General features: G+C 66.5%; 22 protein-coding genes and 1 riboswitch. Of the genes, 7 read left to right on the forward strand and 15 right to left on the reverse strand.

Going from position 1 to position 25,899, the window contains the following annotated elements:
* Nucleotides 1-187: 187 nt before the first annotated feature.
* Nucleotides 188-296, forward strand: a riboswitch (TPP riboswitch).
* 64 nt (nucleotides 297-360) lie between these two features.
* Complete coding sequence (thiC, locus tag H4P35_RS25180) at nucleotides 361-2,274, forward strand: phosphomethylpyrimidine synthase ThiC (RefSeq protein WP_062838980.1); 1,914 nt, start codon at nucleotides 361-363, stop codon at nucleotides 2,272-2,274.
* Between the two features lie 1,116 nt (nucleotides 2,275-3,390).
* Here thiC and H4P35_RS25185 read toward each other — a convergent pair.
* From H4P35_RS25185 to gpmA, 7 genes are all read right to left on the reverse strand, one after another.
* The gene (locus H4P35_RS25185) at nucleotides 3,391-4,803 is read right to left on the reverse strand and encodes an FAD-binding oxidoreductase (RefSeq protein WP_142052483.1); all 1,413 of its coding nucleotides are present in this window, start codon (nucleotides 4,801-4,803) and stop codon (nucleotides 3,391-3,393) included.
* The gene (locus H4P35_RS25190; RefSeq protein WP_217618587.1) at nucleotides 4,800-5,519 is read right to left on the reverse strand and encodes a FadR/GntR family transcriptional regulator; all 720 of its coding nucleotides are present in this window, start codon (nucleotides 5,517-5,519) and stop codon (nucleotides 4,800-4,802) included. Before H4P35_RS25190 ends, H4P35_RS25185 begins: the two co-directional genes overlap by 4 nt.
* Before the next feature lie 167 nt (nucleotides 5,520-5,686).
* Nucleotides 5,687-6,877: a diguanylate cyclase gene (locus tag H4P35_RS25195; RefSeq protein ID WP_226847445.1), complete on the reverse strand. Its 1,191-nt coding sequence runs from the start codon at nucleotides 6,875-6,877 to the stop codon at nucleotides 5,687-5,689.
* Between the two features lie 104 nt (nucleotides 6,878-6,981).
* A complete protein-coding gene (locus H4P35_RS25200; RefSeq protein WP_128829518.1) occupies nucleotides 6,982-7,740 on the reverse strand; it encodes a molybdopterin-synthase adenylyltransferase MoeB in 759 nt (252 codons plus the stop codon).
* The gene (locus tag H4P35_RS25205; RefSeq protein ID WP_152382862.1) at nucleotides 7,737-9,182 is read right to left on the reverse strand and encodes a S41 family peptidase; all 1,446 of its coding nucleotides are present in this window, start codon (nucleotides 9,180-9,182) and stop codon (nucleotides 7,737-7,739) included. Before H4P35_RS25205 ends, H4P35_RS25200 begins: the two co-directional genes overlap by 4 nt.
* 144 nt (nucleotides 9,183-9,326) lie before the next feature.
* Nucleotides 9,327-10,928, reverse strand: a complete 1,602-nt coding sequence (locus H4P35_RS25210) for a murein hydrolase activator EnvC (protein WP_226847447.1) — start codon at nucleotides 10,926-10,928, stop codon at nucleotides 9,327-9,329.
* 7 nt (nucleotides 10,929-10,935) lie between these two features.
* The gene (gene gpmA / locus H4P35_RS25215; protein ID WP_180097276.1) at nucleotides 10,936-11,688 is read right to left on the reverse strand and encodes a 2,3-diphosphoglycerate-dependent phosphoglycerate mutase; all 753 of its coding nucleotides are present in this window, start codon (nucleotides 11,686-11,688) and stop codon (nucleotides 10,936-10,938) included.
* A 214-nt stretch (nucleotides 11,689-11,902) separates the two neighbouring features.
* On the opposite strand from gpmA, the gene H4P35_RS25220 reads away from it, so the two are divergent.
* The 5 genes from H4P35_RS25220 to H4P35_RS25240 all read left to right on the forward strand — a co-directional run bounded on the left by H4P35_RS25220 (nucleotide 11,903) and on the right by H4P35_RS25240 (nucleotide 15,352).
* On the forward strand, nucleotides 11,903-12,325 hold the full coding sequence (locus H4P35_RS25220) for a rhodanese-like domain-containing protein (RefSeq protein ID WP_175236592.1): 423 nt from the start codon (nucleotides 11,903-11,905) through the stop codon (nucleotides 12,323-12,325).
* Between the two features lie 52 nt (nucleotides 12,326-12,377).
* Nucleotides 12,378-12,635, forward strand: a complete 258-nt coding sequence (gene grxC, locus H4P35_RS25225; RefSeq protein ID WP_056319736.1) for a glutaredoxin 3 — start codon at nucleotides 12,378-12,380, stop codon at nucleotides 12,633-12,635.
* Between the two features lie 37 nt (nucleotides 12,636-12,672).
* The gene (secB, locus tag H4P35_RS25230) at nucleotides 12,673-13,209 is read left to right on the forward strand and encodes a protein-export chaperone SecB (protein WP_056319734.1); all 537 of its coding nucleotides are present in this window, start codon (nucleotides 12,673-12,675) and stop codon (nucleotides 13,207-13,209) included.
* Nucleotides 13,210-13,226: 17 nt separating this feature from the next.
* On the forward strand, nucleotides 13,227-14,294 hold the full coding sequence (locus tag H4P35_RS25235; protein WP_180097274.1) for an NAD(P)H-dependent glycerol-3-phosphate dehydrogenase: 1,068 nt from the start codon (nucleotides 13,227-13,229) through the stop codon (nucleotides 14,292-14,294).
* Nucleotides 14,295-14,359: 65 nt separating this feature from the next.
* A complete protein-coding gene (locus H4P35_RS25240) occupies nucleotides 14,360-15,352 on the forward strand; it encodes a tripartite tricarboxylate transporter substrate binding protein (protein WP_226847449.1) in 993 nt (330 codons plus the stop codon).
* Nucleotides 15,353-15,373: 21 nt separating this feature from the next.
* On the opposite strand, the gene H4P35_RS25245 is transcribed toward H4P35_RS25240, so the two are convergent.
* Together H4P35_RS25245 and H4P35_RS25250 are read right to left on the reverse strand one after the other, a co-directional pair.
* A complete protein-coding gene (locus H4P35_RS25245) occupies nucleotides 15,374-15,844 on the reverse strand; it encodes a tRNA (cytidine(34)-2'-O)-methyltransferase (RefSeq protein WP_056319784.1) in 471 nt (156 codons plus the stop codon).
* Nucleotides 15,845-16,024: 180 nt separating this feature from the next.
* A complete protein-coding gene (locus H4P35_RS25250) occupies nucleotides 16,025-16,759 on the reverse strand; it encodes a ComF family protein (RefSeq protein ID WP_226847451.1) in 735 nt (244 codons plus the stop codon).
* Nucleotides 16,760-16,848: 89 nt separating this feature from the next.
* Here H4P35_RS25250 and H4P35_RS25255 point away from each other — a divergent pair, with 89 nt between their 5' ends.
* Nucleotides 16,849-17,784, forward strand: coding sequence for a methyltransferase domain-containing protein (locus tag H4P35_RS25255; protein ID WP_175156578.1), 936 nt, complete (start codon nucleotides 16,849-16,851; stop codon nucleotides 17,782-17,784).
* 24 nt (nucleotides 17,785-17,808) lie between these two features.
* On the opposite strand, the gene H4P35_RS25260 is transcribed toward H4P35_RS25255, so the two are convergent.
* The 6 genes from H4P35_RS25260 to H4P35_RS25285 form a co-directional block, all read right to left on the reverse strand.
* Nucleotides 17,809-19,047, reverse strand: coding sequence for a YbdK family carboxylate-amine ligase (locus H4P35_RS25260; protein ID WP_142052460.1), 1,239 nt, complete (start codon nucleotides 19,045-19,047; stop codon nucleotides 17,809-17,811).
* Between the two features lie 327 nt (nucleotides 19,048-19,374).
* The gene (locus tag H4P35_RS25265; protein WP_152382865.1) at nucleotides 19,375-20,844 is read right to left on the reverse strand and encodes a TrkH family potassium uptake protein; all 1,470 of its coding nucleotides are present in this window, start codon (nucleotides 20,842-20,844) and stop codon (nucleotides 19,375-19,377) included.
* A 53-nt stretch (nucleotides 20,845-20,897) separates the two neighbouring features.
* Nucleotides 20,898-22,277 (reverse strand): Trk system potassium transporter TrkA, encoded by a 1,380-nt coding sequence (trkA, locus tag H4P35_RS25270; protein WP_056319722.1) that lies wholly within the window; start codon nucleotides 22,275-22,277, stop codon nucleotides 20,898-20,900.
* Complete coding sequence (locus H4P35_RS25275) at nucleotides 22,274-22,969, reverse strand: response regulator (RefSeq protein WP_152382866.1); 696 nt, start codon at nucleotides 22,967-22,969, stop codon at nucleotides 22,274-22,276. Before H4P35_RS25275 ends, trkA begins: the two co-directional genes overlap by 4 nt.
* An 11-nt stretch (nucleotides 22,970-22,980) precedes the next feature.
* On the reverse strand, nucleotides 22,981-25,296 hold the full coding sequence (locus tag H4P35_RS25280; RefSeq protein ID WP_152382867.1) for an ATP-binding protein: 2,316 nt from the start codon (nucleotides 25,294-25,296) through the stop codon (nucleotides 22,981-22,983).
* Nucleotides 25,293-25,883: a DUF4390 domain-containing protein gene (locus H4P35_RS25285; protein ID WP_128829524.1), complete on the reverse strand. Its 591-nt coding sequence runs from the start codon at nucleotides 25,881-25,883 to the stop codon at nucleotides 25,293-25,295. Before H4P35_RS25285 ends, H4P35_RS25280 begins: the two co-directional genes overlap by 4 nt.
* Nucleotides 25,884-25,899 lie beyond the last annotated feature (16 nt).

Genomic DNA, 25,899 nt, shown 5'->3' on the forward strand with positions numbered 1-25,899 from the left:
GTAAGACTCTAAGACTGTACACGCGGCGTGTGGAAAAAAGTGTACCGAACCTGCATGGCGGTGTCTGTCTAGACTGAATCCAAATGTAAAGCAGTAATACCAGCCTCGTTCAAATGCCCTATCCGCGCGCGTTGTGACGGTGCTCGCAGATTGTTCAATGCGCCGCGTCTGCTTGGCTCTATACTGCGCGTTCACGCAGGGGTACTCGTCCCGCCATCCACGGCGGCGACGTGTTGAGAGAGTCCCTTCGTACCAGTACGGATAATGCCGATGCTGGGAGCGTATTCCCGCCACGCGTCTTCGCACGTCCTGGGCGGGAGTCCATCCCGATCGGCTCCAACCACTCGCTTGGAGCTTTCCATGAACGCAAATCCCAAATTTTTGGCCGCGACCGCCGAAGTCGACGCTGCGGCCGTCGCACCGCTGCCCAAATCACGCCGCGTGTACGAAGTGGGCTCACGCCCGGACATCCGGGTCCCCTTCCGGGAGATCGAACAGGACGACACGCCGACGATGTTCGGCGGCGAAAAAAATCCGCCGCTGACGGTGTACGACTGTAGCGGTCCCTACACGGACCCGGACGTGAAGATCGACATCCGCCGCGGCCTGCCGGAACTGCGCCGCGCGTGGATCGAGGAACGCGGCGACACGGAGCTGCTGTCCGGCCCGACCAGCGACTACGGCAAGTCGCGCCTGACCGATCCCAAGCTGACAGCGATGCGCTTTGACCTGCAGCGCCCGCCGCGCCGCGCAAAGTCCGGCGCGAACGTTTCGCAGATGCACTACGCGCGCCGCGGCATCATCACGCCGGAAATGGAATACGTGGCGATCCGCGAAAGCCTGCGCCGCGAGCACTACCTGCAAACGTTGCGCGACAGCGGCCCCGACGGCGAAAAGATGGTCAAGCGCCTGCTGCGCCAGCACCCGGGCCAATCGTTCGGCGCGGCCATCCCCGCCGCCATCACGCCGGAGTTCGTGCGTGCCGAGGTCGCCCGCGGCCGCGCGATCATCCCCGCCAACATCAACCACCCGGAAGTGGAGCCGATGGCCATCGGCCGCAATTTCCTGGTGAAGATCAACGCGAACATCGGCAATTCCGCGGTCAGCTCGGGCATCGGCGAGGAAGTGGAAAAGATGACGTGGGCGATCCGCTGGGGCGGCGACACGGTGATGGACCTGTCGACCGGCAAGCACATCCACGAAACCCGCGAATGGATCATCCGCAACTCGCCGGTGCCGATCGGCACGGTGCCGATCTACCAGGCACTTGAAAAGGTGGACGGCAAGGCCGAGGACCTGACCTGGGAAATCTTCCGCGACACGCTGATCGAGCAAGCCGAGCAAGGCGTGGACTATTTCACGATCCACGCAGGGGTGCGCCTGCCGTTCATCCCGATGACCGCGGACCGCATGACGGGCATCGTGTCGCGCGGCGGCTCGATCATGGCCAAGTGGTGCCTGGCGCATCACAAGGAGAGTTTCCTGTACGAACGCTTCGAAGAGATCTGCGAAATCATGAAGGCGTACGACGTGAGCTTCTCGCTGGGCGACGGCCTGCGTCCGGGCTCGGGCTACGACGCAAACGACGAGGCGCAGTTCGCGGAACTGAAGACGCTGGGCGAGCTGACGCAGGTGGCGTGGAAGCACGACGTGCAGGTGATGATCGAAGGCCCGGGGCATGTGCCGATGCAGATGATCAAGGAAAACATGGAGCTGCAGCTGGAACACTGCCACGAGGCGCCGTTCTACACGCTGGGCCCGCTGACGACGGACATCGCCCCGGGCTACGACCACATTACGTCGGGCATCGGCGCGGCGCTGATCGGCTGGTATGGCACGGCGATGCTCTGCTACGTGACGCCGAAGGAACACCTGGGGCTGCCGAACAAGAAGGACGTGAAGGACGGCATCATCACGTACAAGATCGCGGCGCATGCGGCGGACCTGGCCAAGGGACATCCAGGCGCGGCGATCCGCGACAACGCACTATCGAAGGCGCGCTTCGAGTTCCGCTGGGACGATCAGTTCAATCTGGGTCTGGATCCGGATACGGCGAAGGAATTCCACGACGAGACGCTGCCTAAGGATTCGATGAAGGTGGCGCACTTCTGCTCGATGTGCGGCCCGCATTTCTGCAGCATGAAGATCACGCAGGATGTGCGGGATTATGCGGCGGCTCAGGGAGTCAGCGAGAAGGAAGCGCTGGCGAAGGGGATGCAGGAGAAGTCGGTGGAGTTTGTGCGGAAAGGGAGCGAGGTTTATCACCGGCAGTGATTTGTTGGCGGGGATTTAGGTTGATGGCGTGAAGGGGTTGCCGCTTGCGGCTTGCGGCTTGATGCTTGCGGCGGATCGGGTTCTTTAGACGCCCGGCGCGTCGTGGGCCTGGGGCGGACGGGGCTCCGATTGCGGTCCGGAGCCTTCGCTCCGGACTGCCCCGTCCTCAACCTCGTCCGCCTTCGGCTCCCTTCGGTTTCCGTCGGGCGCATCTAAACGCCCCGCCCGCCCCAGGCCCACGCCACACCGGGCTCTACGGTTGAACCTTTACGGGCGGCGGGGCGAGCCGGGTTCTTGGCGTTCTTGCACGCAGTCGTTCGGGAGAGAAACGTCTTGCGGTGCCCGCCCCCGGGCGGCCGCGCGGGCGGCCTTCGTGGGCTTACGCAGTGTCTTGCGTCGTCGCTATGACGCTTCGCGTGTGGCTGCTTCCTCTCAAGGTGTCTGACACCCTGGTGAGAGGCGCTTCATGCCGAATTCACCTCCCGAGGGTGTCAGACACCGGCAGCAGCAAACGCTCTCCCCAAGTTCCGGCACGACCGCCATTGATCGTCAATTGAACTCCGGTGCTCGATGGGCGGCGCGCGTAGAGGTGGGCAGGTTGTAGCTGGCCTTCGACGCGCGCCGCCCATCACCGCCCCTCCCCCGTCGGAGAGCACCATCAGCAAACCGCTCCCCGCCAGCGCGCAAGCGCACACCGCCACGACGTCCGACCGACCCGATGCCGATTGCCGCCGCCCGGGCGGCAGCAATTCGGCGGCCCCGCAGATCTCCTGCCCTGACCACAGGTCTTGAAGCGCCACATACCAAAGACCCTGGCAGCACGGCGTCGCGGGCACCGTGGGTGCGAGCGCCGTCGATGCGCCCGAGGGAATCTGAAGGGAGCCGAAGGCGGACGAAGATGACAACGGGGTAGTCCGGAGCGAAGGCTCCGGACCGCAATCGTGGGCGATCGTGCCCACGGTGACCGCGGCGTCGGGCGACCTACGAAGATCCGACGCAACTATGAAGATCTAAAGCAACTACGAAGATCCGCTGCAACTACAAAGATCTAAAGCAACCACGAAGATCTAACGCCACGACAAAGCTCCGTCCACCCCCGAAGATCCAAACCAACGCCTACAACAACTTCCCAGGATTCATAATCCCCGCAGGATCCATCACCTTCTTGATCTCCCGCATCAACCGTAACTCCACAGCATCCTTGCTATGCAGGAAATGCTCACGCTTGAGCTGTCCAATTCCGTGTTCAGCCGAAATACTCCCCCCGTACCGGTTCACTTCATCCAACACCGCATCCGTGATCGCCGCCCCATGCTCCGCGACCCAGTTGCGGTCTGCGCCTGCCGGGCGGGACAGGTTGTAGTGCAGGTTGCCGTCGCCGAAGTGGCCGAAGATGAACGGGCGGATGTCGGGGTACAGGGCGCGTACGCGCGCTTCGGCCGACTGCATGAAGTCGGGGATGCGCTCGATCGGCAGCGATACGTCGTGCTTCAGGTGGGGGCCGTCGGCGCGTTGGGCTTCGGAGATTTCCTCGCGCAGCTTCCACAGCGTCTGCAATTGGGCCAGTGACGCCGAGACCGCGGCGTCCAGGCACAGGCCGCGCTCAAGCGCCGTGCCGATGACGTTTTCGAGCAGCGTGTTGAGCGCGGCCTCGTCGGTGGTGTCGGCCAGTTCCACCAGCACGTAGGCCGGGTAGCGTTGTTCGAAGGGCTCCTGCACGCCCTCTGCGTGCGTCAGCACCAGGTCCAGGCAATCGCCGGTGAAGAATTCGAAGGCTTGCAGGCGTGCGCCGCATTGTTCGAACAGGATCTCGAACAGTTGCAGCGCCTGCGCCGGGGATTCGACGGCGGCCAGCACGACGGAGCGCACGTCGGTGCGCGGGTACAGGCGCAGCGCGACGGCGGTGATGATGCCGAGCGTGCCTTCCGACCCGATGAGCAGTTGCTTGAGGTCGTAGCCGGTGTTGTCCTTGCGCAGGGTGCGCAGGCCGTGAAAGATTTCGCCGGTGGGCAGCACCGCTTCCAGGCCCAGGACCAGTTCGCGGGCCATGCCGTAGCGCACCACGTTCACGCCGCCGGCATTGGTGGCGACGTTGCCACCGATCTGGCTGGAGTCTTCCGCAGCAAGGCTGAGCGGCAGCAGGCGGCCGGCGTCCTGGGCCGCGCGGCGCAGGTTGCCGAGAATGGCGCCGGCTTCTGCGACCATCGTGTTCGCGACGGTGTCGATGGCGCGCACTGCGTTCATGCGGTCCAGGCTGATGACGACGTTGTTGGCGCCGCCGTCGGGCGTGGCGCCGCCGCACAGGCCGGTGTTGCCGCCGCGCGGCACGACCGGCACGCCGGCTTCCTGGCACAGGGCGAGGCATGTGGCGACCTCGGCGGTCGTGCGCGGACGCACGACAGCTTGGGCCTGGCCGTTATACAGGCCGCGCCAGTCGGACAGCCACGGGGCGATGTCCGCCGGGTCGGTGAACACGGTATCGGGGCCCAAAGCCTGGACCAGCCGTTGAGAAAAGTCGGTTGCGCTCATGAGATGTGGGATGCAGCGGGAAAGAGAAGATCGAGTTGCAGGCGGCCGGCGGCTTGCTGCAGGTGGCGGATGGCGGCTTGGCGGGCGCGGTCCGGATCGCGCGCGCGGATGGCCTCGAACACGGCGACGTGTTCCTGGTGCACGGCGGCGGTCAGGCCTTCCTGCAGGAGGCTGTTTGACCGGGCGGTGCTGACGGCCAGGCGCAGCTGCAGGTTCAGGTATTGCAGCAGGTCCTGGTAGTAGCTGTTGTGCGTGGCCGTCGCGATGGCGACGTGAAAGGCGATGTCGTGTTCGACGCCCGCTTCGGGGTGGTCCAGATGGGCTTGAAGCGAGGCGAGGGCCGATGCCATGGCGTCCAGGTCCGACGCCGTGCTGCGAACCGCAGCCAGCGCGGCTGCGCCGCCTTCCAGTTCCATGCGCAGTTCGTAAACATTGGCGAGCTTGTCGCGGTCGACCGCAATGCCGGTGGACACCTGAAAGCCCTGTGCGCCCGTGCGCGAGACGACCGTGCTGCCCGACCCCTGCCGGCTTTGGATCAGGCCCTGCGCGCGCAGGCGTTCCGTGGCTTCGCGGATGACGGCGGCGCTGACGCCGTACTGTTCGGCCAGCACACGGCCGGACGGCAGCTTCGCGCCGACGGCATGGATGCCGTCGGCGATTTCGCTGGCGAGCTGGCGGGCGACCTGCTCGGTAAGGGTGAGGCTCTTGGTCAACATGAGCGGATTATAGGCCGATTTTTCAGGTTATCTGATAACTTTAATTGTTTCAGAGTGCCTGTCATGCGGCCCATATGCCGTGGTGGTGAAGCGCGGAAATCAGTGAACGGCGTCCAGATTTGGCGAGATTCGGCCCCGCACGGCCGCGGCGGGCGGGCGCCGTCGCTTCAAGCGGCGACCGACGCGCTTTGCAGGCCTTCGCTTTCGGCGATGACTTGGCCTTGGTCGACCACGCAGCAGCGGCCGCCCTGCGCCTTGGCCCGGTACAGCGCCGCGTCGGCGGAATCCAGCGCGCATTGCGGGGTGCGGTTGGGGCCCGACATGATCGAGATGCCGATGGACAGCCCCACGCAGACCCGATTGCCGTCGGCCAGCGTGATGGGCTGCGAGACGTCGCGCAGCAGATGCTCGCCCAGCCGCAGCGCGGCCGTGGCGTCGATGCCGGTGACCAGGACGATGAATTCGTCACCGCCGATTCTTGCGGCAACGTCGTCCACCCGCAGCATGGCCCGCATGCGCTCCGCGATGATCTTGAGCACCTGGTCGCCCCCGGCGTGTCCGTGGGTGTCATTGATCCGCTTGAAATCGTCCATGTCCATGTACAGCAGCGCGGCGGCGCTGTCATGGCCGCGCGCGCTGGAACACACACGCTCCAGCGCCGCCAGCAGGCCGGCGCGGTTGGCCAGGCCGGTCAGCGCGTCTTCGCTGGCGCGCCGGTCGCTGTCGCGTTCAGCCAGCATGGTGGACACCAGAATCCGGTTGAGCCGGTGCGAGGCGATGACCATGCTGATGAGATAAAACGGGATCTGGATGAAGACGATCGCCATCACCCATTCGCCCGTGAACAGGGCGCCCAGGCACATGGGGCCCAGGCTCAGGAAGATCATGGCGCCCACCAGCCGGGGTGCGCCGTAGTTGCGAAAGCAGATCCCGCCCGCCATGGCGCCGCACGACACGCCGGCCAGCGTCGCCGCCAGCCAGTCCCCATTCAGCAAGGTGACGAACACGCCATAGCCCACGCTGAACGCCCAGAGCAGCGCCAGCAGGATGTAGAGATCGGTATAGGTGTTGCCGCCCTTGGGGGCCGCCCGCAAGGCGGCGCGCAGAATCGTGACGCGCACCAGCGCGAGCACGATCTCCAGGATCAGCCACGAGACGTACAGCGGTTCGGGCCGGCGCCACGCGACGACGCCCGAGATCATCAGGGTATTGATGACCCCGCCGGCAAAAATGGGGAGCGTGCCGAACAGACTGGCAATGAGCGCCGCGCGGATGTCCGCAGGCGTGTCATGCCCGGAATGCGTCAGCCAACGCGTCAGCCGCCACTTGGGCAAGCTGAACTTCAGTCCTGTATCCACGCCGTCATATCCATGACCATCTACCCGAATTCAGTAGGCTGGCTGGCGTTATAGCAGGTATTTGAAACCTTTAGTATTGTCCTTGGGTGCAATACGGGCGGGCTTTACCCGTGCCCGCGGTGCCCGCAAACCGTGCATTCCGGGTCGCGCTGCACGTTGACGCTGCGCCATTGCATGGTGCGCACGTCCAGCCAGAGCAGGCGTCCGGACAGGCTTTCGCCCACCCCGGACAGCAGCTTCAGGGCTTCGGCGGCCTGCATGCTGCCGATGATGCCAACCACCGGCGCGAACACGCCCATGGTGGCGCAGTTGGCTTCCTCGACGTCGTCGGCTTCGGGAAACAGGCAGTGATAGCACGGTGCGTTGTCGTCGCGCAGGTCGTAGACGCTGACCTGGCCGTCAAAGCGGATCGCGGCGCCCGAAACCAGCGGCTTGCGATGCTGCACGCAGGCGCGATTGATGGCGTGACGGGTGGTGAAGTTGTCGGTGCAGTCCAGCACCAGGTCCGCCTGGGCGACCGCGTCGGACAGGGCCTGGTCCTTCAAGCGCTCGACCCGGGCATGAACGCGGGTCTGCGGATTGAAGGCGCCCAGCATGTCGCGGCCGGACTCGGCCTTGGGACGGCCGACGCTGGCGGTGGTGTGCAGGATCTGGCGTTGCAGATTGCTCAGTTCGACGACGTCGTCGTCGGCCAGCGTGATATCGCCCACGCCAGCGGTGGCCAGGTAGAGCGCGGCGGGCGAACCCAATCCGCCCGCCCCCACGATGAGCACACGCGCCGCCAGCAGTTTTTCCTGCCCTTCGATCCCGAGTTCGTCCAGCAGGATGTGGCGGGCGTAGCGCAGCAGTTGCTCGTCGTTCATTTGTCCTTGCTGGGCTCGACTCCGGTCGGCGTGATCTTCATGCGCTGGGGCGTCCCGCCGCCGGCCTTGGCGTCAGCCTTGGCCTGGGCGCGGGCCGAGCCCTTCTGCACCGGCTTGCCGGCCAGCAGGTTCAGCGCCTGCTGAAGCTGGAAGTCGTCCTTGCCGCCGAATTCAAACACCTTGGCCGGCAGTTCCACGTTGTCCTGGTCGGCGCTGGACTTGATCTCGTTGGTGGTCTGCTGGTTCGACAGGTGGCGTTGCAGGTCGGCTTCGCGCGGCAGGCGGAACAGGTCGCCGTCGGCCGTGTCGGCAACGACGTAGTCCGGTTCGATGCCGGTCGCCTGGATGGAGCGGCCGCTGGGCGTGAAGTAGCGCGACGTGGTGAGCTTGACCGCGGTGGATTCGGACAGCGGCAGGATCACCTGCACCGAGCCCTTGCCGAACGTGCGGTTGCCCAGCACCTTGGCGCGCTTGTGGTCCTGCAGCGCGCCGGCCACGATTTCGGACGCCGAGGCCGAGCCCACGTTCACCAGCACCACCATCGGGACCGTCTTGGTCCAGGCCGGCAGGCCGGACAGGTAGTTGCTTTCGCCGCGAGCATATTCCGAAGGCGTGGCCAGGTACTTGTGGCGGGCGTCCGGGGTGCGGCCGTCCGTGGACACGATGAGCGCATCGGGCGGCAGGAACGCGCCGGACACGCCGATGGCGCTGGTCAACAGGCCACCCGGGTCATTGCGCAGGTCCAGCACGAGGCCCTTGGGCGGTTCCTTCGCGCCCAGCTCCTTGAGCTGGCGGGCGAGATCGGCGCCGGTCTTTTCCTGGAACTGGGCGACGCGCACGTAGGCGATGCCGTTGTCCAGCATCTTGCTGCGCACGCTGCGCACCTTGATGATGTCGCGCACGATCTTCACGACGATCGGCTGCGGCCGGTCGGCGCGCATGATCGTCAGGGTGATGGGCGACTTGGGCGCGCCGCGCATGAGCTTGACCGCGTCGTTCAGGGTCATGCCCTTGGTGGGCGTGTCGTCGATCTTGATGATGAGGTCGCCAGCCATGACGCCCGCGCGGGCGGCGGGCGTGTCTTCGATGGGCGAGATGACCTTCACGAAGCCGTCTTCGGCGCCGACCTCGATGCCCAGGCCGCCGAACTCGCCTTGCGTCGCGGTCTGCATCTCGCGGAACGCGTCGGCATCCAGATAGGCGGAGTGGGGATCCAGGTTCGACACCATGCCGGAGATGGCATTGTCGATCAGGGTCTTGTCGTCGACGGCCTCGACGTAGTTGTTCTTGATGGCGGCAAACACATTGCTCAGTTGCCTGAGCTCGTCCAGAGGCAGGGGGCTGCCGCGCTGGGCGACCGCAGTCACGCCAACACTGAGCAACACGCCAGCCACCGCACCGATGGCAATCAGACCGAAACCGCGAAACTTACGAGTGCCCATGCACACTTCCCGAATTTTGTTTTCGCCGATGGGTTTGGTAATTTACCAACGGTATTTTTCCAACGACATTCAGACATTCATTTACCGACAGCATCTGCGCCGATCGCATCCCAGCAAACCGGTGCACGACCGGCCGACCTACATCTACTGCGCCAGCCATTGGGCCGGGTCCACTGGAGCGCCACGATGGCGAATTTCAAAGTATAGGCCGGATTCCACTTGGCCGCCGGTTGCGCCGACGGTTGCAATAGTATCGCCGCCAGCCACCGGATCGCCCACCCGTTTGAGCAGGCTCTGGTTGTAAGCATAGACGGTCAGGTACTGCTGGCCATGATCCACAATGATCAGGTTGCCAAAGCCGCGCAGCCAATCGGCGTAAACCACAGTACCGGGGGCCACCACCTTGACGGGCGTCCCTTCTGGCGCGCGCAGCACCACGCCCCGCCATACGCCCCCGTCCGGGCGATCCACCCCGAACCTGCCCTGCACCTGGCCGCGCACCGGCATGGTCAGCCCGTGCCGCAGACCACTGCCGCCGCCCACGGGCGGCGCCTTTGCGGTCTGCTGAGCCGATGCACTGCGCGTTGGAGTGGCGGGCTCGTCAATCGGTTCCGTCTTTTTGGGCGGTTCGGCAGGCTTTGTTTGCGCCGGCGTATCGGCAGGGCCGCCAATGCGGGTCTGGCGCTGCTCGGCGGGACGCAATCCGGCGGCATCCGGGTCGGCCACGGCCACCGGCCCCCGATTCTGGCGGGCGGCCGCCTCGACCTGTTCGCGCGCCTGGGCGGCCTCGCGGGCTTCGGTGTCGCGGCGGGCGCCGTCCTCGGCGACCTTGCGGTCGGCCTCGGCCTTGCGGCGGGCGTCCTGCGCGCGGCGTTCGGCCTCGGCGCGCTTCTTGGTTTCTTCGGCCACGCGGCGGGCTTCCTCGGCCGCACGCCGCGCCTCCTCGGCCCGGCGGACTTCCTCGGCGCGCTTGCGCGCCTCTTCCGCCTTGCGCGCTTCCTCGATCTGCTTGGCAATCGCCGCGTCCAGATCGGTGATGAGCCGCGACAGGCGCTGGTCGTCACGTCCGAGCTTGTTGGCCTCGGCGCGCTGGGCGGCGATCTGCCCTTCCAGCTGAGCCAGCAGGCTGGCGCGCTCTTTTTGCTGCGCGACCAGCGCGGTTTTCTGTTCGGAGGTCTCGGCGACCCCTTTTTCGATTTCGGCGCGGCGTTCATCCGCGCGGGCTTGCAACGCCGCCAGGCGGTCGATGTCGGCCCGCAAGGCCTTGACAGCGTCGGCCCGGGCGCGGGACACGTAGTCCAGATAGCCCAGATTGCGGCCCAGCACCTGGGGATCGTCGCCGGAGAGCAGCGCCGTCCAGGGCGACAGGCCGCTGGTGTATTGGGTGCGCAGCTGGTCGGCCAGTTCGACGCGGCGCTTGGCCAGCACGGCCTCCTGCGCGGCGATCTGCTTTTCCAGCGACGCAAGATCGGCCGTCGCCTTGCGGTTGGCCTCGGCCAGTTCCTTCAGGCGCAGGTTGATCCGGGAAATGGACGATTCCGACTGCTTGAGCGCGTCGGCCGCCTCTTTGCGGGCGGCCTCGCGGTCGTCGATTTCCTTTTGCAGGCTCTCGATGCGGTCGCGCAAGGCGGCCTGCTGTTTCTCGGCATCGGACTGACGCCCGGCAAGGTCGCTGGGCGCGGCGCGCGCAGGCAGCGTCCCACTGGCCAACATGACCGCCAACAACAACCCCGCCGTGCGACGCATAGAGATATCAGTCCTTCTTGGCCTTGCCCTGGGCTGCAACCGCAGCCATGGCCGCCTCGATCTCGGCGGCATCGCCCAGATAATAGTGGCGGATCGGGCGCAGGTCATCATCCAGTTCATAGACGAGCGGCTGGCCGGTCGGAATGTTCAGGTTGACGATGTCGTCGTCCGACACGTTGTCCAGATGCTTGATCAGGGCGCGCAGGCTGTTGCCGTGGGCGGCGATCAGCACCTGGCGGCCGGAACGGATGGCCGGCGCGATCGATTCATTCCAGAACGGCAGCACGCGGGCCACGGTGTCCTTCAGGCACTCGGTGGCGGGCAGCTGGTCGGCCGGAATCTTGGCGTAGCGGCTGTCGAAACGCGGGTGGCGTTCGTCGTCCAGGGACAACGGTTCCGGGGCGATGGCGTAAGCGCGGCGCCAGATCAGCACCTGCTCGTCGCCGTACTTGGCGGCCGTTTCGGACTTGTTCAGGCCTTGCAGGGCGCCGTAATGGCGCTCGTTCAGGCGCCAGTTCACGCCGACCGGGGTGTACATAGCGTCCATGGCGTCCAGCGCGATCCACAGGGTGCGGATGGCGCGCTTGAGCACGGAGGTGTAGGCCAGGTCGAAGGCGAAGCCTTCCTTCTTGAGCAGTTCGCCCGCCTTGCGGGCCTGTTCGCGGCCCGTGTCGGTCAGGTCGACGTCGGTCCAGCCGGTGAAACGGTTTTCAAGATTCCACTGGCTTTCACCGTGGCGCATCAGTACGAGTTTGTGCATGGTTTGGGGCGCCCGCAGCGCGGGTTAAAGTTGGAGGATGGTTAAGGAATGGGCTCATTTTATAATTGAGTGATTTTGCCCGTGATTCTGCCCCGGCGCACCGCGTCCATGTCCTGGACGCGATGCATCAGGGTTCGCCCCTACCCGGCTGGCCGGCGGACTTGCCGACATGCAAGCCGGCGTAGCGCCAGCCGACGTACTACAGGAAGCCTTCGTGGACCTTTTGCAATTCTTGCTCGATAAAAACAACATTTTCATTGTCGCCGTCGCCGTGGTGTCCGGCGTGATGCTGATCATTCCGGCCCTGCGCAAGGGCCGTACCGGATCTGCCATCAGCACGACTGAAGCCATCCAGATGGTCAACCAGCGCAATGCCGTGTGGGTCGACGTGCGCCCTGCCGAGCAATTCCAGGCCGGCCACATCGCCCAGGCACGAAACGTGCCGGCAGCCGACATCGAGCAGAAGGCCAGCTCGCTGCCCAAGAACAAGCCGCTCGTGGTGGTTTGCGACAATGGCCGCGATTCGGCCCGCGCCGCCGCCAAGCTGCGCGCTCAGGGCTTTACCGACGTCGTGCCGCTGGAAGGCGGCATGCGCGCCTGGTCCGCCGCCAGCCTGCCGGTCACCCAGAAGGGTTGAAGCGGGCGGACTCGCCCCCATCTACCTATTCTTGTACCCACAGGAGCGCCCTATGAACAAAGTCGTCATGTACAGCAAGGACTATTGCCCTTATTGCGCCCGCGCCAAGTCGCTGCTCGAGCAGCGCGGCGTGACCGACCTGGAAATCATCCAGATCGACCGGGAACCGTCCCAGCGCGATGTCATGATCGAACGCACCGGCCGGCGCACCGTCCCGCAGATCTTCATCGGCGATACCCATGTCGGCGGTTGCGACGACCTGATGGCCCTGGACCGCTCGGGTGGACTCACCCCCTTGCTGAACGGCTAATCGCCCCTTTTTGCCTCTCCCACCAACGGAAACACTCATGGCTGATCAAGACCAAAACTCCCAGCAAGAAGGCGGCAACGACGCGCCCTCGTTCAATCTGCAGCGCGTCTACCTGAAAGACCTCTCGCTGGAAATGCCTAACGCGCCTCACGTGTTCCTGGAGCAGGAAGCGCCCCAGGTCGAGGTGAGCATCACCGTGGGCGGTCAGCGCCTGGCCGAAACCGTGTTCGAAACCACGGTCACCGTCACCGTCACCACCCGCATCAACGACAAGGTCGTGTACCTGGTCGAAGGCACGCAAGCCGGCATCTTCGAAGCGGCCAACATCCCCGAAGAACAGCTTGATCCGCTGCTGGGCATTGTCTGCCCCACGATGCTCTACCCGTACCTGCGCGCCAACATCGCCGACGCGATCACCCGCACCTCGATGCCCCCGCTGCACCTGACCGAAGTCAACTTCCAGGCCCTGTACGAACAGCGCATCGCCGAACTGCAACAGCAGCAGGCTGGCGCCGCCAATGGTAGCGGTGGCGACTCGGGCATCATCCTGCCCCCCGGCGCGACCCGCCAGTAAGCACCCCGCGGCGCCCCATGAACCAACCCGCCGAGCCGCGCCTGCGCGTCGCCGTCCTGGGTGCGGGCAGTTGGGGCACCGCGCTGGCGGCGGCCGCCAGCCGCCGCCACCCCACCCAGCTCTGGGCGCGCGAAGCCGCGCAAGCGGCCGCCATGGCCGCCACCCACGAAAATGCCCGCTATCTGGCGGGCATTTCCCTGCCCAAGACGCTGCAGTTTTCCGCCGATCTGGACGCCACGCTGCGCACCTTGCAGGACGACGCCGCGCGCCCCCTGATCGTGCTGGGCGTGCCCGTCGCGGGTCTGATGTCCATCTGCGAGGCGCTGTCGCAGCGGCTGCCCGCCCTGGGCCTGCAGGACACCCCCATCGTCTGGACGTGCAAGGGCTTTGAAGCCGACACGGCCAGGCTGCCCCACGAAATCATGCGCGAGGCCCTGCCCGGCGCAACGGGCGGCGCCTTGTCAGGCCCCTCGTTCGCCCGCGAAGTCGCGCAAGGCCTGCCCGTCGCACTGACGGTCGCCAGCAGCAGCCCCGCGCTGCGCGAGGTCACGACCGCGGCGTTCCATGGCGCGGCGCTGCGGGTCTACGCCAGCACCGACCTGGTCGGCGTCGAGGTGGGCGGCGCGCTAAAGAACGTGATCGCGGTTGCCTGCGGCATCTGCGACGGCCTTGCGCTGGGCACCAATGCCCGCGCGGCCCTGATTACCCGCGGTCTGGCCGAAATGACCCGTTTTGGCGTCGCGCTGGGCGCGCAGGCCGAAACCTTCGCCGGGCTGACCGGCCTGGGCGATCTGGTGCTGACCGCCACGGGCGAGCTATCGCGCAACCGGCGCGTGGGCCTGGAGATCGGTGCCGGCCGCAAGCTGGCCGACATCCTGGCCAGCGGCATCACCGCCGAGGGCGTGCGCTGCGCCCGCGCCGCGCTGGAACGCGCCCGCGCCATCAATGTCGAATTGCCCATTACCGAAGCCGTGTGCGCCGTGCTGTTCGAAGGCGTGGCGCCCATGACGGCCGTCTCGGCCCTGCTGGCGCGGGACGCCCGTTACGAAGGGTCCGGCTCCGGCGAGGCCTTCGGCGCCGCCTAGACCGCGCCTCTGTCCATTCCGCTCCGACAACAACACACGACACCCACCCCGAGGAGACATCCTTCATGACGCAAACCCGCATGTTCCGGGTCGGCCCGCTGCTGCGTGGCCTTTGCCTGAGCCTGGCCGCCATCGTGCCCTTTGCCGCCCATGCCGACTGGCCTGAGCGCCCGATCCACATGGTGGTGCCCTTCCCGCCGGGCTCGTCTCCCGACATCCTGGCGCGCACGATTTCCGAGCCGCTTTCCCAGGCCCTGGGTCAGCCCATCGTCATCGACAACAAGCCGGGCGCGGGCGGCAACATCGGCACGCGCATGGTGGCGCAGGCCAAGCCCGACGGCTACACGCTGCTCTACACGATCAACGGCCCGCTGGTCACCGCCCCCACCCTGTACAAGAAGACGCTGGGCTACGACCCCCTGACCGATCTGGAGCCGGTGTCGCTGGTGGGCACCAGCCCCAACGTGCTGGTGGTGCCGGGCAGCCTGAAGGTCGACAACGTCCAGGACTTCGTCAAGCTGGTCAAAGGCCGCGGCAATTCGCTGAACTACGGGTCGGTCGGCCCGGGCAGCTCGGCCCACCTGGCCATGGAGATGTTCAAGGAAAGCGCGGGCGTGGACCTGGCGCACATTCCGTATTCCGGCTTTCCCCAGGTCATCACCGCCATCATCGGCGGCGACGTGCAGGCGGGCTTCATGGTGCCGGCGATCGCCGTGCCGCAGGCGCGCGACGGCAAGGTCAAGCTGCTGGCCGTGACCAGCCTGCAGCCCAGCGACGCCCTGCCCGGCGTGCCGACCATGGCCTCGCAAGGCTATCCGGATTTCGAGGCCATCTCGTGGAATGCGATCCTGGCGCCGGCCGGCACGCCCACGCCGATCGTCGAACGGCTCAATAGCGAACTGGCGCGCATCATCAATAGCGACGCCGTGCGCAAGCAGCTTGCGCTGCAATACTTCACGCCCGCCCCGTCCACCCCGGAAGCCCTGACCGCCCGCATCAAGAATGAAAAGGCGCGTTGGGACCAGGTGATCGACAAGCTCAAGCTGTCGCTGGACTGAGCTTCCCGGCCGAAGGCGGCGCTATGCGCCGCCTTCGTAGCCCTGCTGGCGCCAGGCTTCGAACACCGTGACCGCCACGGCATTCGACAGGTTCAGGCTGCGCTGGCCGGCGCGCATCGGCAGCCGCAGCCGCTGCTGGGGCGGAAACATCGCCTGGTGTTCGTCGGACAAGCCGGCGCTTTCGCGGCCAAACACGAACACATCCCCCGGCTTGAAACTGACGTCGGCCACGCTGCGCTGCGCGTGCGTGGTCAGCGCATAGATGCTGGACGCGGCCGCGCCGGTATCTTCCAGCGCCTCGCGCAGCGTGTCATGCACGCGCACGGGTTGCCACTCGTGATAGTCCAACCCGGCCCGCCGCATGCGGGCGTCATCCAGTTCAAACCCCAACGGCCGCACCAGATGCAGCTGCGCGCCGGTATTGGCGCACAGGCGAATGGCGTTGCCCGTGTTGGGCGGGATCTCCGGGCAGACAAGAATGACGTGGAACATGGCGCAGGGAAGATGAAAAGGCGTGCGGCCGGAAGCGGCCGCAGGCGTGATTGTCGCCGATTTGCCAGGATGGGCCGGCGCGCGGCGGGCCATCCCGGCGGCCGGGCCTGGACGCCGGCCGATGCGTTGACTGTCGCTTTGCATGCCGCTTTGGCCCCGACGTACGCCGGCAATCCGGCGTCATGGCGTGCGCGCGGCGACCAGCACCGTGACGCTGGCCGCGCCCGCCGCCATCAGGGCCTGCGCCGCGGCCCCAGCGGTGCTGCCGGTGGTCATCACGTCGTCCACCACCGCCACATGCCGGCCAAGAACGGTGCCGGAGCAGGTGAAAAGACCCGCGGCCCCGCGCTGCCTGGCGCGCCGGTCCAGCGTGGCCTGCCGGGCCGTCTCGCGCCGCCGCGCCAGGACAAGGCGAGGCGCGGGCAGCGACAGTTCGGCCGCCAGGCTGCGCGCGATCTCGGCCGCCGGGTTCATGCCGCGCTGGCGCAGCGACGCGCGGCTGGCCGGGATGGGGACCAGGAGCAGATCGGCAGGCCAGGCGCCCGCGCCCGGACTGGCTGCCCCGTCCGCCGCCTGCAGCGCCTGCGCCATCAACCGCGCCAGCACCGGCGCCATGCTGAGCCGCAGTTGCGTCTTGAGCATCAGGATCAGCGTGTCGCCGGGCGGCGCGTAGTCAAAGGCCGCGATGGTTTGGCTGAATGGGCGCGGCGCCGCCAGGCAGGCCGCGCACTGCTGCCCGCCGCCTTTGAGGCGAAGCGCGCACTGCGAGCATCTGGCAGACGCGCCCGGCGGCCCCGCCAGGATGTCGGCCTGGCAGCCGGCGCACAGCCGCGCCCCCGTGACCCGGGCGCCGCATAACGGGCAATCGCCGCCCATGCGCGACAGCAGCCGTCGCCCCATGTCCAGTAGGGGCAATCGGAGCCTGCGGCCGGGATGCGCAATAATGTGTGCCATCCCAGATCAAACCATGCTCCGCCCCGGGCGATCCCGCGGGCGCGACCGAAATGTCCCTGCCAGATACCGCAACGCCCCCCTCCCTGCCCCTCGTCAGCGCCGACGTGCCGCGCCAGTTCGCGCGCCGCGGCGACCTGGCTGACGCCCAATTCCTCTATGGCGAGGTGGCGCGCCGCATGCTCGGCCGGCTGCAGTACATCCGCGTGCAGCCGCAAGCCTTGCTGGACGCCGGCTGCGGCGCCGGCGACAACCTGCCGTTGCTGCGCGAGCGCTACCCGGATGCCGCCTATACCGGCCTGGACAACTGTGAGCCGCTGCTCGGCCAAGCGCGCAAGCGCCACGCGCCGGGCGGCCTGTCGGCCTGGATCGGCAAGCTGGCGCGCCGCGGCCCCGCCGCCCCCGCGTTCGTCAATGCGGATCTGGCAAACACGGGCCTGCCGCCCGAATCGCTGGAACTGGTGTGGTCGAACATGGCTATGCACTGGCACCGCGAACCGCACGCCGTGCTGGCCGAGTGGCGCCGCATCCTGAAAGTGGGCGGCCTGGCGATGTTTTCCTGTCTGGGCCCGGCCACCCTGCGCGAACTGCGTCAGGCGGTGGCCGACGCGGGCCTGCGCACCGCCACGCCGTCCTTCGTGGACATGCACGACTTCGGCGACCTGCTGGTGGAGAACGGCTTCGCGGATCCGGTCATGGACCAGGAAATCCTGACCCTGACCTATCGCAGCCCGGAAAAGCTGCTGCAGGACGTGCGCGCCCTGGGCGGAAACCCGGCCGAAGGCCGCCGCGGCGGGCTGGTGGGACGAGACTGGCGCGACCGCCTGTGCGCCGCGCTGGAAGCGCAGCGCAATGCCGATGGTCTTATCGTGCTGAGCATCGAGGTGGCGTACGGCCACGCGTGGCGCGCCGCCGCGCATCGGACCGTGGCGGGAGAAACCCGCCTGTCCGTCAGCGCGATCGGCGGCCGGCACCGCGGCGCCCCCTGACACGGGGGCCCCGCCGCTGGCTTCCTAGTGCAGCCGTTCGGGCACGATGACGCCGGGCTCGGACGCGGCCAGGCTCTGCATGGGCTCGGACGTCGCCCGGATCCGGCGGCGCAGCACCGCAGTGGGCTCCGCGGGCGGCGCGACGGGGGCCGCCGTGCCGCGCCAGGCATTGGACATGGCCTCCACCATCAGCGGCAGGTCGCGCAGGCGGTGATACTGGCTACGCAGCCAGCGGGCATCGTTGCCGGCACGCATGGCATCGTCGCGCAGGGCGGCGATCATGTCGCCGGTGCCCAGTTCCTCGGCCACCGGCATCAGACGCTGGAACAGCGCACGCAGATGGTCGATCAGGCGCACACGTTGCCCTTCCGGCGTCACGTAGCTGCCCTGCAGGCCAAAACGGCAGGCCTGGAAATGGTTGCTGCGGTAGGACAGCCACGCGTTGTCGCTGGGATCTTCCTCGCGCATCAGCAGCACCGCCAGCACCTGGGCAAACGCCGCCACCTGGCAGGCGCGTTCCACGGTCAGCGGCGTGTCGCAAACGCGGATCTCGACCGTGCCGTATTCGGGCTTGGGACGGATATCCCAGTACAGGTCCTTGATGCTTTCGGCCAGGCCGAAGGCGCGCAGTTGCGACAGATGGGCCTCGAACTGGTACCAGTCCTTGACCTCGGCGGGCATATGCCCGGCCAGCGGGAAGCTGTTGACCGCGTTCAGGCGCGAGCACGAGAACAGGGTATCCACCCCCTCGCAGTAGGGGGACGAAGCCGACAGCGCGATGAAATGCGGCACGTAGGGCGACAGGCGGCGCAAAAGCTTGATGGAATCGTCGCCGCTCTTCACGCCCAGATGGATGTGCTGGCCGAAAACCGTAAATTGACGCGCCAGGTAACCGTACATTTCGGCCAGGTACTGGAAGCGCGGGGTATCCGAGATGGAGCGTTCCTGCCAGCGCATGAAGGGATGGGCGCCGCCGCCCGCCACCGACACGCCCACCGCGTCGGCCGCTTCAACCAGAGCGTCGCGCATCTCGCGCATTTCGGCCAAAAGGCCCATGGGGTGCTCGTGCACCGAGGAGTTCAGTTCGATCATGGACCGCGTAATTTCGGGTTTGACGCGGTCGGCAATAGGATGGTTGGCCATCTGGGCCAACAGTTCGTCAGAGGCTGCAGCAAGGTCAAAACTGCGGGGGTCGATCAGTTGCAGCTCGAGTTCGATGCCCAGGGTGTTGGGGGCCGACGAAATGAACGGGATTTGTTCCATCTCGGACTCCTTTGAATGTTTGATGAGGGTATGCGCCGTTCGACCTTGAAGCCCGGCAACTTCCCGGGGGGCGCTAGACGGCGGCTTGTGAACGCATGATAGCCGCAGCTTTGTGGCAAAACGATTGAAAATCGTGACATTTGTGTGCAACATCGCGAATCATCCGGTTTTGCCCTCTGAAGAAAAGTAAGCAAGCGCTCACAGCATAGGATTGGCGCGGGTCGCCAGCGCGCCAGGCGCCGAAAGCCTGTATTGACGGGGATTCTGAGGGGGGATGGGATAACCCTGATTAGGGTTATCCCTTATCAAATTGACGCCGGACGGCGGCTATTTGCGCCAGAAGATCGGTGTGAACAGGACCAGCACGGTCAAGAGCTCCAGGCGGCCGATCAGCATGGCAAAGGTGCAGACCCAGATCTGGAAGTCCGACAGCACGGCGAACGAGCCCATCGGACCCACGGGCCCCAGCCCCGGCCCCGTGTTGTTCACGCTGGCAAACACCGCCGAGAACGCCGTGATGGGGTCCAGGCCCGAGAGCAGCAGCAGGCTGGTGAACACGGCGATCGACAGGCCGTAGAACAGCATGAAGGCCAGCACGGACGACATGGTCCGGGTCTCCACCGCCCTGCCGTTGATCCGGACGGGACTGACGGCATGCGGGTGCAGCATCGTCACCAGCTCGTTGCGGGCCTGCTTGATCAGCAGGATGGCGCGGATCATCTTGATCCCGCCCCCTGTCGACCCGGCCGAGGTCGCAAAACCCGACAGCAGCAGCATCGTCAGCGGCGCAAACAGCGGCCACTGCGCGAAGTCCGTGTTGGCATAGCCCGTGGTGGTGGCCATGGAGATGGTGTTGAACATCCCGTAGCGCAGCGCCTCCAGGGGATCCGTGTAGACGTCCTTGATGAACAGGTACACCGAGATGATCACCCCCACTCCCAGCACCACGACCAGGTACGGGATGGCCTCCGGGCAGCGCCAATAGGCGCGCGGGCTGCGCTGGCGGAAGGCGTTGAAGTGCGTCGCGAAGTTGATCCCGGCGATCAGCATGAACACCATCGCCACCATTTCGACCGCCACGGAGTCAAAGTGCGCGAAGCCGTCGTCCCAGGTGGAAAAGCCCCCCAGCCCCATGGTGGTGGCCATGTGGCACCAGGCCTCGAACCAGGACAGGCCGGCCAGCCGGTACGCCAGGAAACAGAGAATCGAAAACACGAAGTACACCGCGTACAGCGCCTTGGCCGTGCTGGCGATGCGCGGCGTCAGCCGCTCGTCCTTCATCGGACCCGGGGTTTCCGCCCGGACCACCTGGTGGCCGCCCACGCCCAGCAGGGGAAGAATGGCGACGGCCAGCACCAGGATGCCCATGCCGCCGATCCAGATCAGCGTGGCGCGCCACAGGTTGATCGACGGCGGCAAGGTGTCCAGGTTGGTCAGGACCGTGGCGCCCGTCGTGGTCAGCCCGGACATCGCCTCGAAATAGGCCCCGGTGAAGGACAAGGGCAGCCCCGCGCCATGGAAATACAGCAAGAGCGGAATGGCCGCCAGCAAGGGCAGGCCCGCCCACACCGCAGACACCAGCACGAAGCCGTCGCGCGCCCGCAATTCACTGCGGTTGCGCCGGGTCAGCGCGGCCAGGCCGCCGCCAATGCCCACCGAAATGAGAAACCCGTCCCGGAACGCGTCGCGCGCCCCGTCCGCCCCCACATAGGCGATGAACAGCGGGATCAGCATGGTGAGGGCGAACATCACCATGGTGAGGCCCAGGATGTACAGGGTGGCCAGAACGCGCTTCATGAAGGCTTATCCGGCCGCGCGCGGCCCACGCAAGGAGTGAGAGGGGCAGCGCATCAGAAGAAGGACGCCGAGACCTGGAACAGCTTTTCCACGCGCGGCATCTGCTGGCGCGAGGGTACGAAGACGATGACGTGATCGTCGGTTTCGATGACGGTATCGGCGTCGGGCAGGATGATTTCTTCGCCGCGCACCAGCGCGCCGATGCTGGCGCCCTTGGGCAGGCTGATCTTGCCCACCGCGCGGCCCACCACCTTGGACGTGGAGCGGTCGCCGTGGGCAATGGCCTCCAGGGCCTCCGCCACGCCCTGGCGCAGCCGGTGCACGGCGACCACGTCGCCGCGGCGCACATGGCGCAGCAGTTCGCTCATGGTGGCTTGCGACGGCGACACCGCGATGTCGATATGGCTGCCCTGCATCAGTTCGCCGTACGCCTGCCGGTTGATCAGCGCGATCACCTTGCGTGCGCCCAACCGCTTGGCCAGCAGCGATGACATGATGTTGTCCTCGTCGTCGCTGGTCAGCGCCAGCCAGGTGTCCATGTCCTCGATGTTTTCGCGCTCGAGCAGCGCCTCGTCGGTGCCGCTGCCGTGCAGGACCAGCACGCTATCCGGCAGCTGGGTCGCCAGGTACTCGCAGCGTTTGAGGTCGTGCTCGATGATGCGCACGCTGTACTTTTCTTCGGCGAGCTGGCGCGCGAGCCGCAGGCCGATATTGCCGCCGCCCGCGATCATCACGCGGCGCACGGCCCGCTCGGCGTCTCGCAGCTTGCGTACCGCGCGGCGGGCATGGTCGGAATCCACGACCAGCACGACTTCGTCGCCCGGCGCGATGACCGTGCCGCTGCCCGCGCGCAGGGGACGCCCGCCGCGCAGCACGTCGATCACGCGCGCCTTCACGTCCGGCCAGACGTCGCGCAGCTTGTCGACGGACGAATGCGCCATCGGGCTGCCATGCCCCACCCGGACCGTCACGACGCTGACGCGCCCTTCCGCAAATTCCACGACCTGCAAGGCCTCGGGAAATTCGATCAGGCTGTGCAGGTAAGTGGTGACGCTGCGTTCGGGGCTGATGAGCGCGTCGATGCAGAAGCCTTCTTCGCTCATGAGTTCGGGATGTTCGGGAAACTCGGCCGAACGGATGCGGGCGATGCGGCGGGGAATGTTGAAGAGCTGGCGCGCAATCTTGCACGCGACCATGTTGGCGGCGTCGGACGCCGCACAGGCGATGAAAAGATCGGTATCGGCGGCGCCTGCGTTTTCAAGCACCGACACCTGCGAGCCGTCTCCCAGGACGACACGCAGGTCAAAGTGTTCTTGCAGGTATTGCAGCTGGGCGGGGGCGGAATCGATGACCGTGATGTCGTTTTGCTCGGACACCAGGTTTTCCGCCACGCTGGTGCCTACGCGACCAGCGCCCATGATGAGGATCTTCATGTGCTGCGCTTGCGCGCGGACTCGATGCCCAATTGCTTGAGCTTGCGGTAGAGGTGGGTGCGTTCCAGCCCGGTGCGTTCGGACACGCGCGTCATGCTGTGGCTTTCCCTGACCAGGTGATATTCGAAGTAGATGCGCTCGAATTCGTCGCGCGCCTCGCGCAGCGGCTGGTCCAGCGAGATGCTGCCAAGCTGGCCGTTGGAGCTGGCCGGCGCATCGTTGACGGACACCGCAGCCAGCGCGGCCGGCGGGTCGAGTTCGTCTTCCAGCGCGACCACCGGGCTGGCAACGGCCGGATTGGCGGCGGCAGGCGCCGGATGCGGCACGCGACCCCGCGCCAGACCCGCGGCAACGGTCTTGAGCAGACGCTGCAGCGTGATGGGTTTTTCCAGGAAATCCATGGCGCCGATGCGCGTGGCTTCGACTGCCGTGTCGATGGTGGCGTGGCCGCTCATCATGATGACAGGCATATCCAGCAAGCCTTGCGAGCCCCACTCCTTGAGCAGGCTGACACCGTCGGTGTCCGGCATCCAGATGTCCAGCAACACCAGATCGGGACGCATGCGAAGACGGGCAGCGCGCGCTTGCGCCGCGTTTTCGGCCAGCTCGACCGTGTGTCCCTCGTCGTAAAGGATTTCCGACAAAAGCTCGCGTATACCGACTTCGTCGTCAACCACCAGAATTCTGGCCATAAAGCATCCACCTATTGCGTAGCCGCATTATCCTTTTCTTGCGCGGTGGCGTCCATAGTATCGGACCCGGGCGCGAGCCGGGTCAACAGGATGGAAATCCGCGCCCCTCCTTCCTTGCGGTTGGCAAGGTCGATACGTCCGCCATGCTCTTCCACGATCTTGCGGACGATTGCCAATCCTAACCCAGTCCCGTGGGACTTTGTGGTTACGTAGGGCTCGAACGCGCGCTGCATGACCTGCGGCGGGAAGCCCGGACCGGTGTCGGCCACCGTGAAACGCAGCGCCTGATGCGCCACGCGATCGGGCTGTTCGCTGCGCATGAGCTGCGTCGTCACGCTGACGCGGCCCTGCCCGCCCAGTTCCGCGATCGCGTCGCGGGCATTCGACAGCAGGTTGTGGATCACCTGCCGAAGCTGGGTCGGATCGCCTTCGATGTCGGGCAGGCCTGCCGCCAGGCTCACGTCCAGATTCAGGGCCTTCTCCGTCAGGCGCGAGGACCCGCCCTCGGGCTCCCAGCCGTAGAGCGACAACACGTCCGCCACCAGCGCGTTGAAGTTGATGCGTTGCATGACGGCTGGCGGCGTGCGGGCGTATTCGCGGAAGTCGTCCACCATCTGCTTGAGCGACGCCACCTGGTTCACGATCGTGTTGGTCGAGCGCGCCACGATCTGGGCCTCGGCGGGCGGCAGCTTGCCTTCCAGCTTCATGGCAAGGCGCTCGGCCGAGAGCTGGATGGGGGTCAGCGGATTCTTGATTTCGTGGGCCAGACGGCGCGCCACCTCGCCCCACGCCACCGTCCGGTTGGCCGAGATCACTTCGGTGATGTCGTCGAACACCACCAGATAGCCGTTGCCGCGCCCGTCCACGCGCAGGTGCGTGCCCCGCGCCAGCAGCGTCAGCGGCTGCGATGCGGTCTCGCCTTCGACCGCGGCGGGCGCGATTTCGAACTGCTGCTGCCAGTGCTGGCGTTCGGAACCGACCGCCGCATGCGTGGAAAACGCCTGACGCACGATGTTCGCAAACTCCAGCATGCCGTCCGCCGTCTCCAGCGGGCGGCCGATCACCGAACGCAAGTCGGCGCCCAGGATGGTCTGGGCGCCCTGGTTGACCGTGGTGACGCGGAAGGATTCATCGAACACCAGCACGCCGGAGGACAGGTTCGACAGCACGCTTTCCAGGTAGACGTTGGAGCGCTCGAGCTGCTGGCGGTTGCTTTCGACCATGCGGCGCGCCTCGTCGAGCTGTCGCGTCATGGCGTTGAACGAGCGCGTAAGCTGGCCGACTTCGTCGCGTTCCGGGGGTTCGGGCAAGGGCCGGTAGTCGCCCACGCCCACCGCCTGCGTGCCGCCTGCCAGGCTCAGCAGCGGGCGCACCAGCCGCTTGGACAGGGACAGCGCCACCGCGATGGCGCCGAACGCCGCCAGCAGCAGGGCCAGCGTCAGCGTGATGCCGTAGAGCTTGCGCAGGCCCAGCCGCGACAGCGCCAGCTCCTGGTAATCGCGAAAGCCCTGCTGCACGAGGTTGGCGTTGTGCGCGATCTGCTCGGGCACCGGCTGCAGCAGCTGCAGCCAGCGGGGTTCGGACGCTGGCCCCAGCAGGTTGTCGTAGCGGTCCGGGCCGTTCAGCGGGATCACCACGCGCAGATGCAGGCCGCCCTCGGCGCCCGGCGTTACGGGATCGTCGGCTTCGGCCGCCGAGTAACCGCGCGCCAGCCGCAACTGGTTCATCACCGTGGACGGCGGCATTGCAGGCAGCAGTTGCCCGTACTGGCTGGTCGAAAACGCCACCATGCGGCCGCTGCCCGTGAACACCATGGCTTCCTGCACGCCGTTGGCCTCGCGCAGCCGGGTCAGCGCCAGCGTCACGCCGCTGTCGGTGCTGCGGTTCAGTTCGACCGCCATCGAGCGCGCCCGCGCGTCCAGGTCCGCCAGCAGCGAATCCAGCGCGGCGCGGCCCAGGTTCAGGCCGGCTTCCAGCGCCGTATCCACGCGCACGTTGAACCAGGATTCGATCGAGCGCGACATGAACTGCACCGACACGGTGTAGATGAGCGCGCCGGGCACCACGCCAATTAGGGCGAACGCCAGGGAAAATCGGGCGGTAAGCCGCGCGCCGAACTGCCGGCGCCGGATCTGCCGGGCCAGCCGCACCGTCAGCGCAACCACCCAGACAAAGAGCGCCAGCGCGAAAATGCCGTTCAGGACCAGCAGCGTGTCGTAGTAGCGCGCAAAGCGCGAGGCGTTTCCGGTGGACCAGGCCAGAAGGCCCAGCAGCGCCAGACCGCTCACGGCGCCTACCATCAGCGCCAGCCGAAGCAAAAGCCTCATGAGGGATCTTTCTCCTTGTCGCCCAACATGAACGAGAAGTCCATCCACGGCGTCGCCTGCGCCCACGAACTGCTGTTCAGGGCATTGACCTGGAACGGCCGCGGCAACAGCGACGTATCCAGCCTCAGGCGCAATTGCCCGTTGTATTCCGACCCCGCATCAAACTCGCTCGCCTCTGCCACCCGCCAATTGCGGATGTGCCGGATGGCGCTCATCGCGTCGTCCAGCGAGGCCACCGGAAAGGACAGCTCGCCCACGCCCGCCCGCCATTGCCGGGTCAGCGCGTTATAGACCACCCGCCAGGTGCGGGACGTGTCCACCAGCGACTTGTCGAACCAGTACCAGCGCTCGCGGGTGATGGTGAGGTCGGCCGTGAAATACAAGGCGACGCCGCGCTGGGCGGCGTCGCGCAACTGCTGATTCAGCTCGAATTCGATATCCGCGTCGATTTCCAGGTTGCCGTCCCGCACCACCGGATCCACCCGGGTGACGCGGGGTTCGGACGCATGCGCCAAGCCGCCCGGCGCGGTCAAAAGCACGGCAGATACCAGCAACAACCCAAGAAATACGCGCGAAATAATGGACATACGGCACCGGGACTAC

Source organism: Achromobacter sp. 77 (assembly GCF_020541125.1).
Lineage (GTDB): Bacteria > Pseudomonadota > Gammaproteobacteria > Burkholderiales > Burkholderiaceae_B > Achromobacter > Achromobacter mucicolens.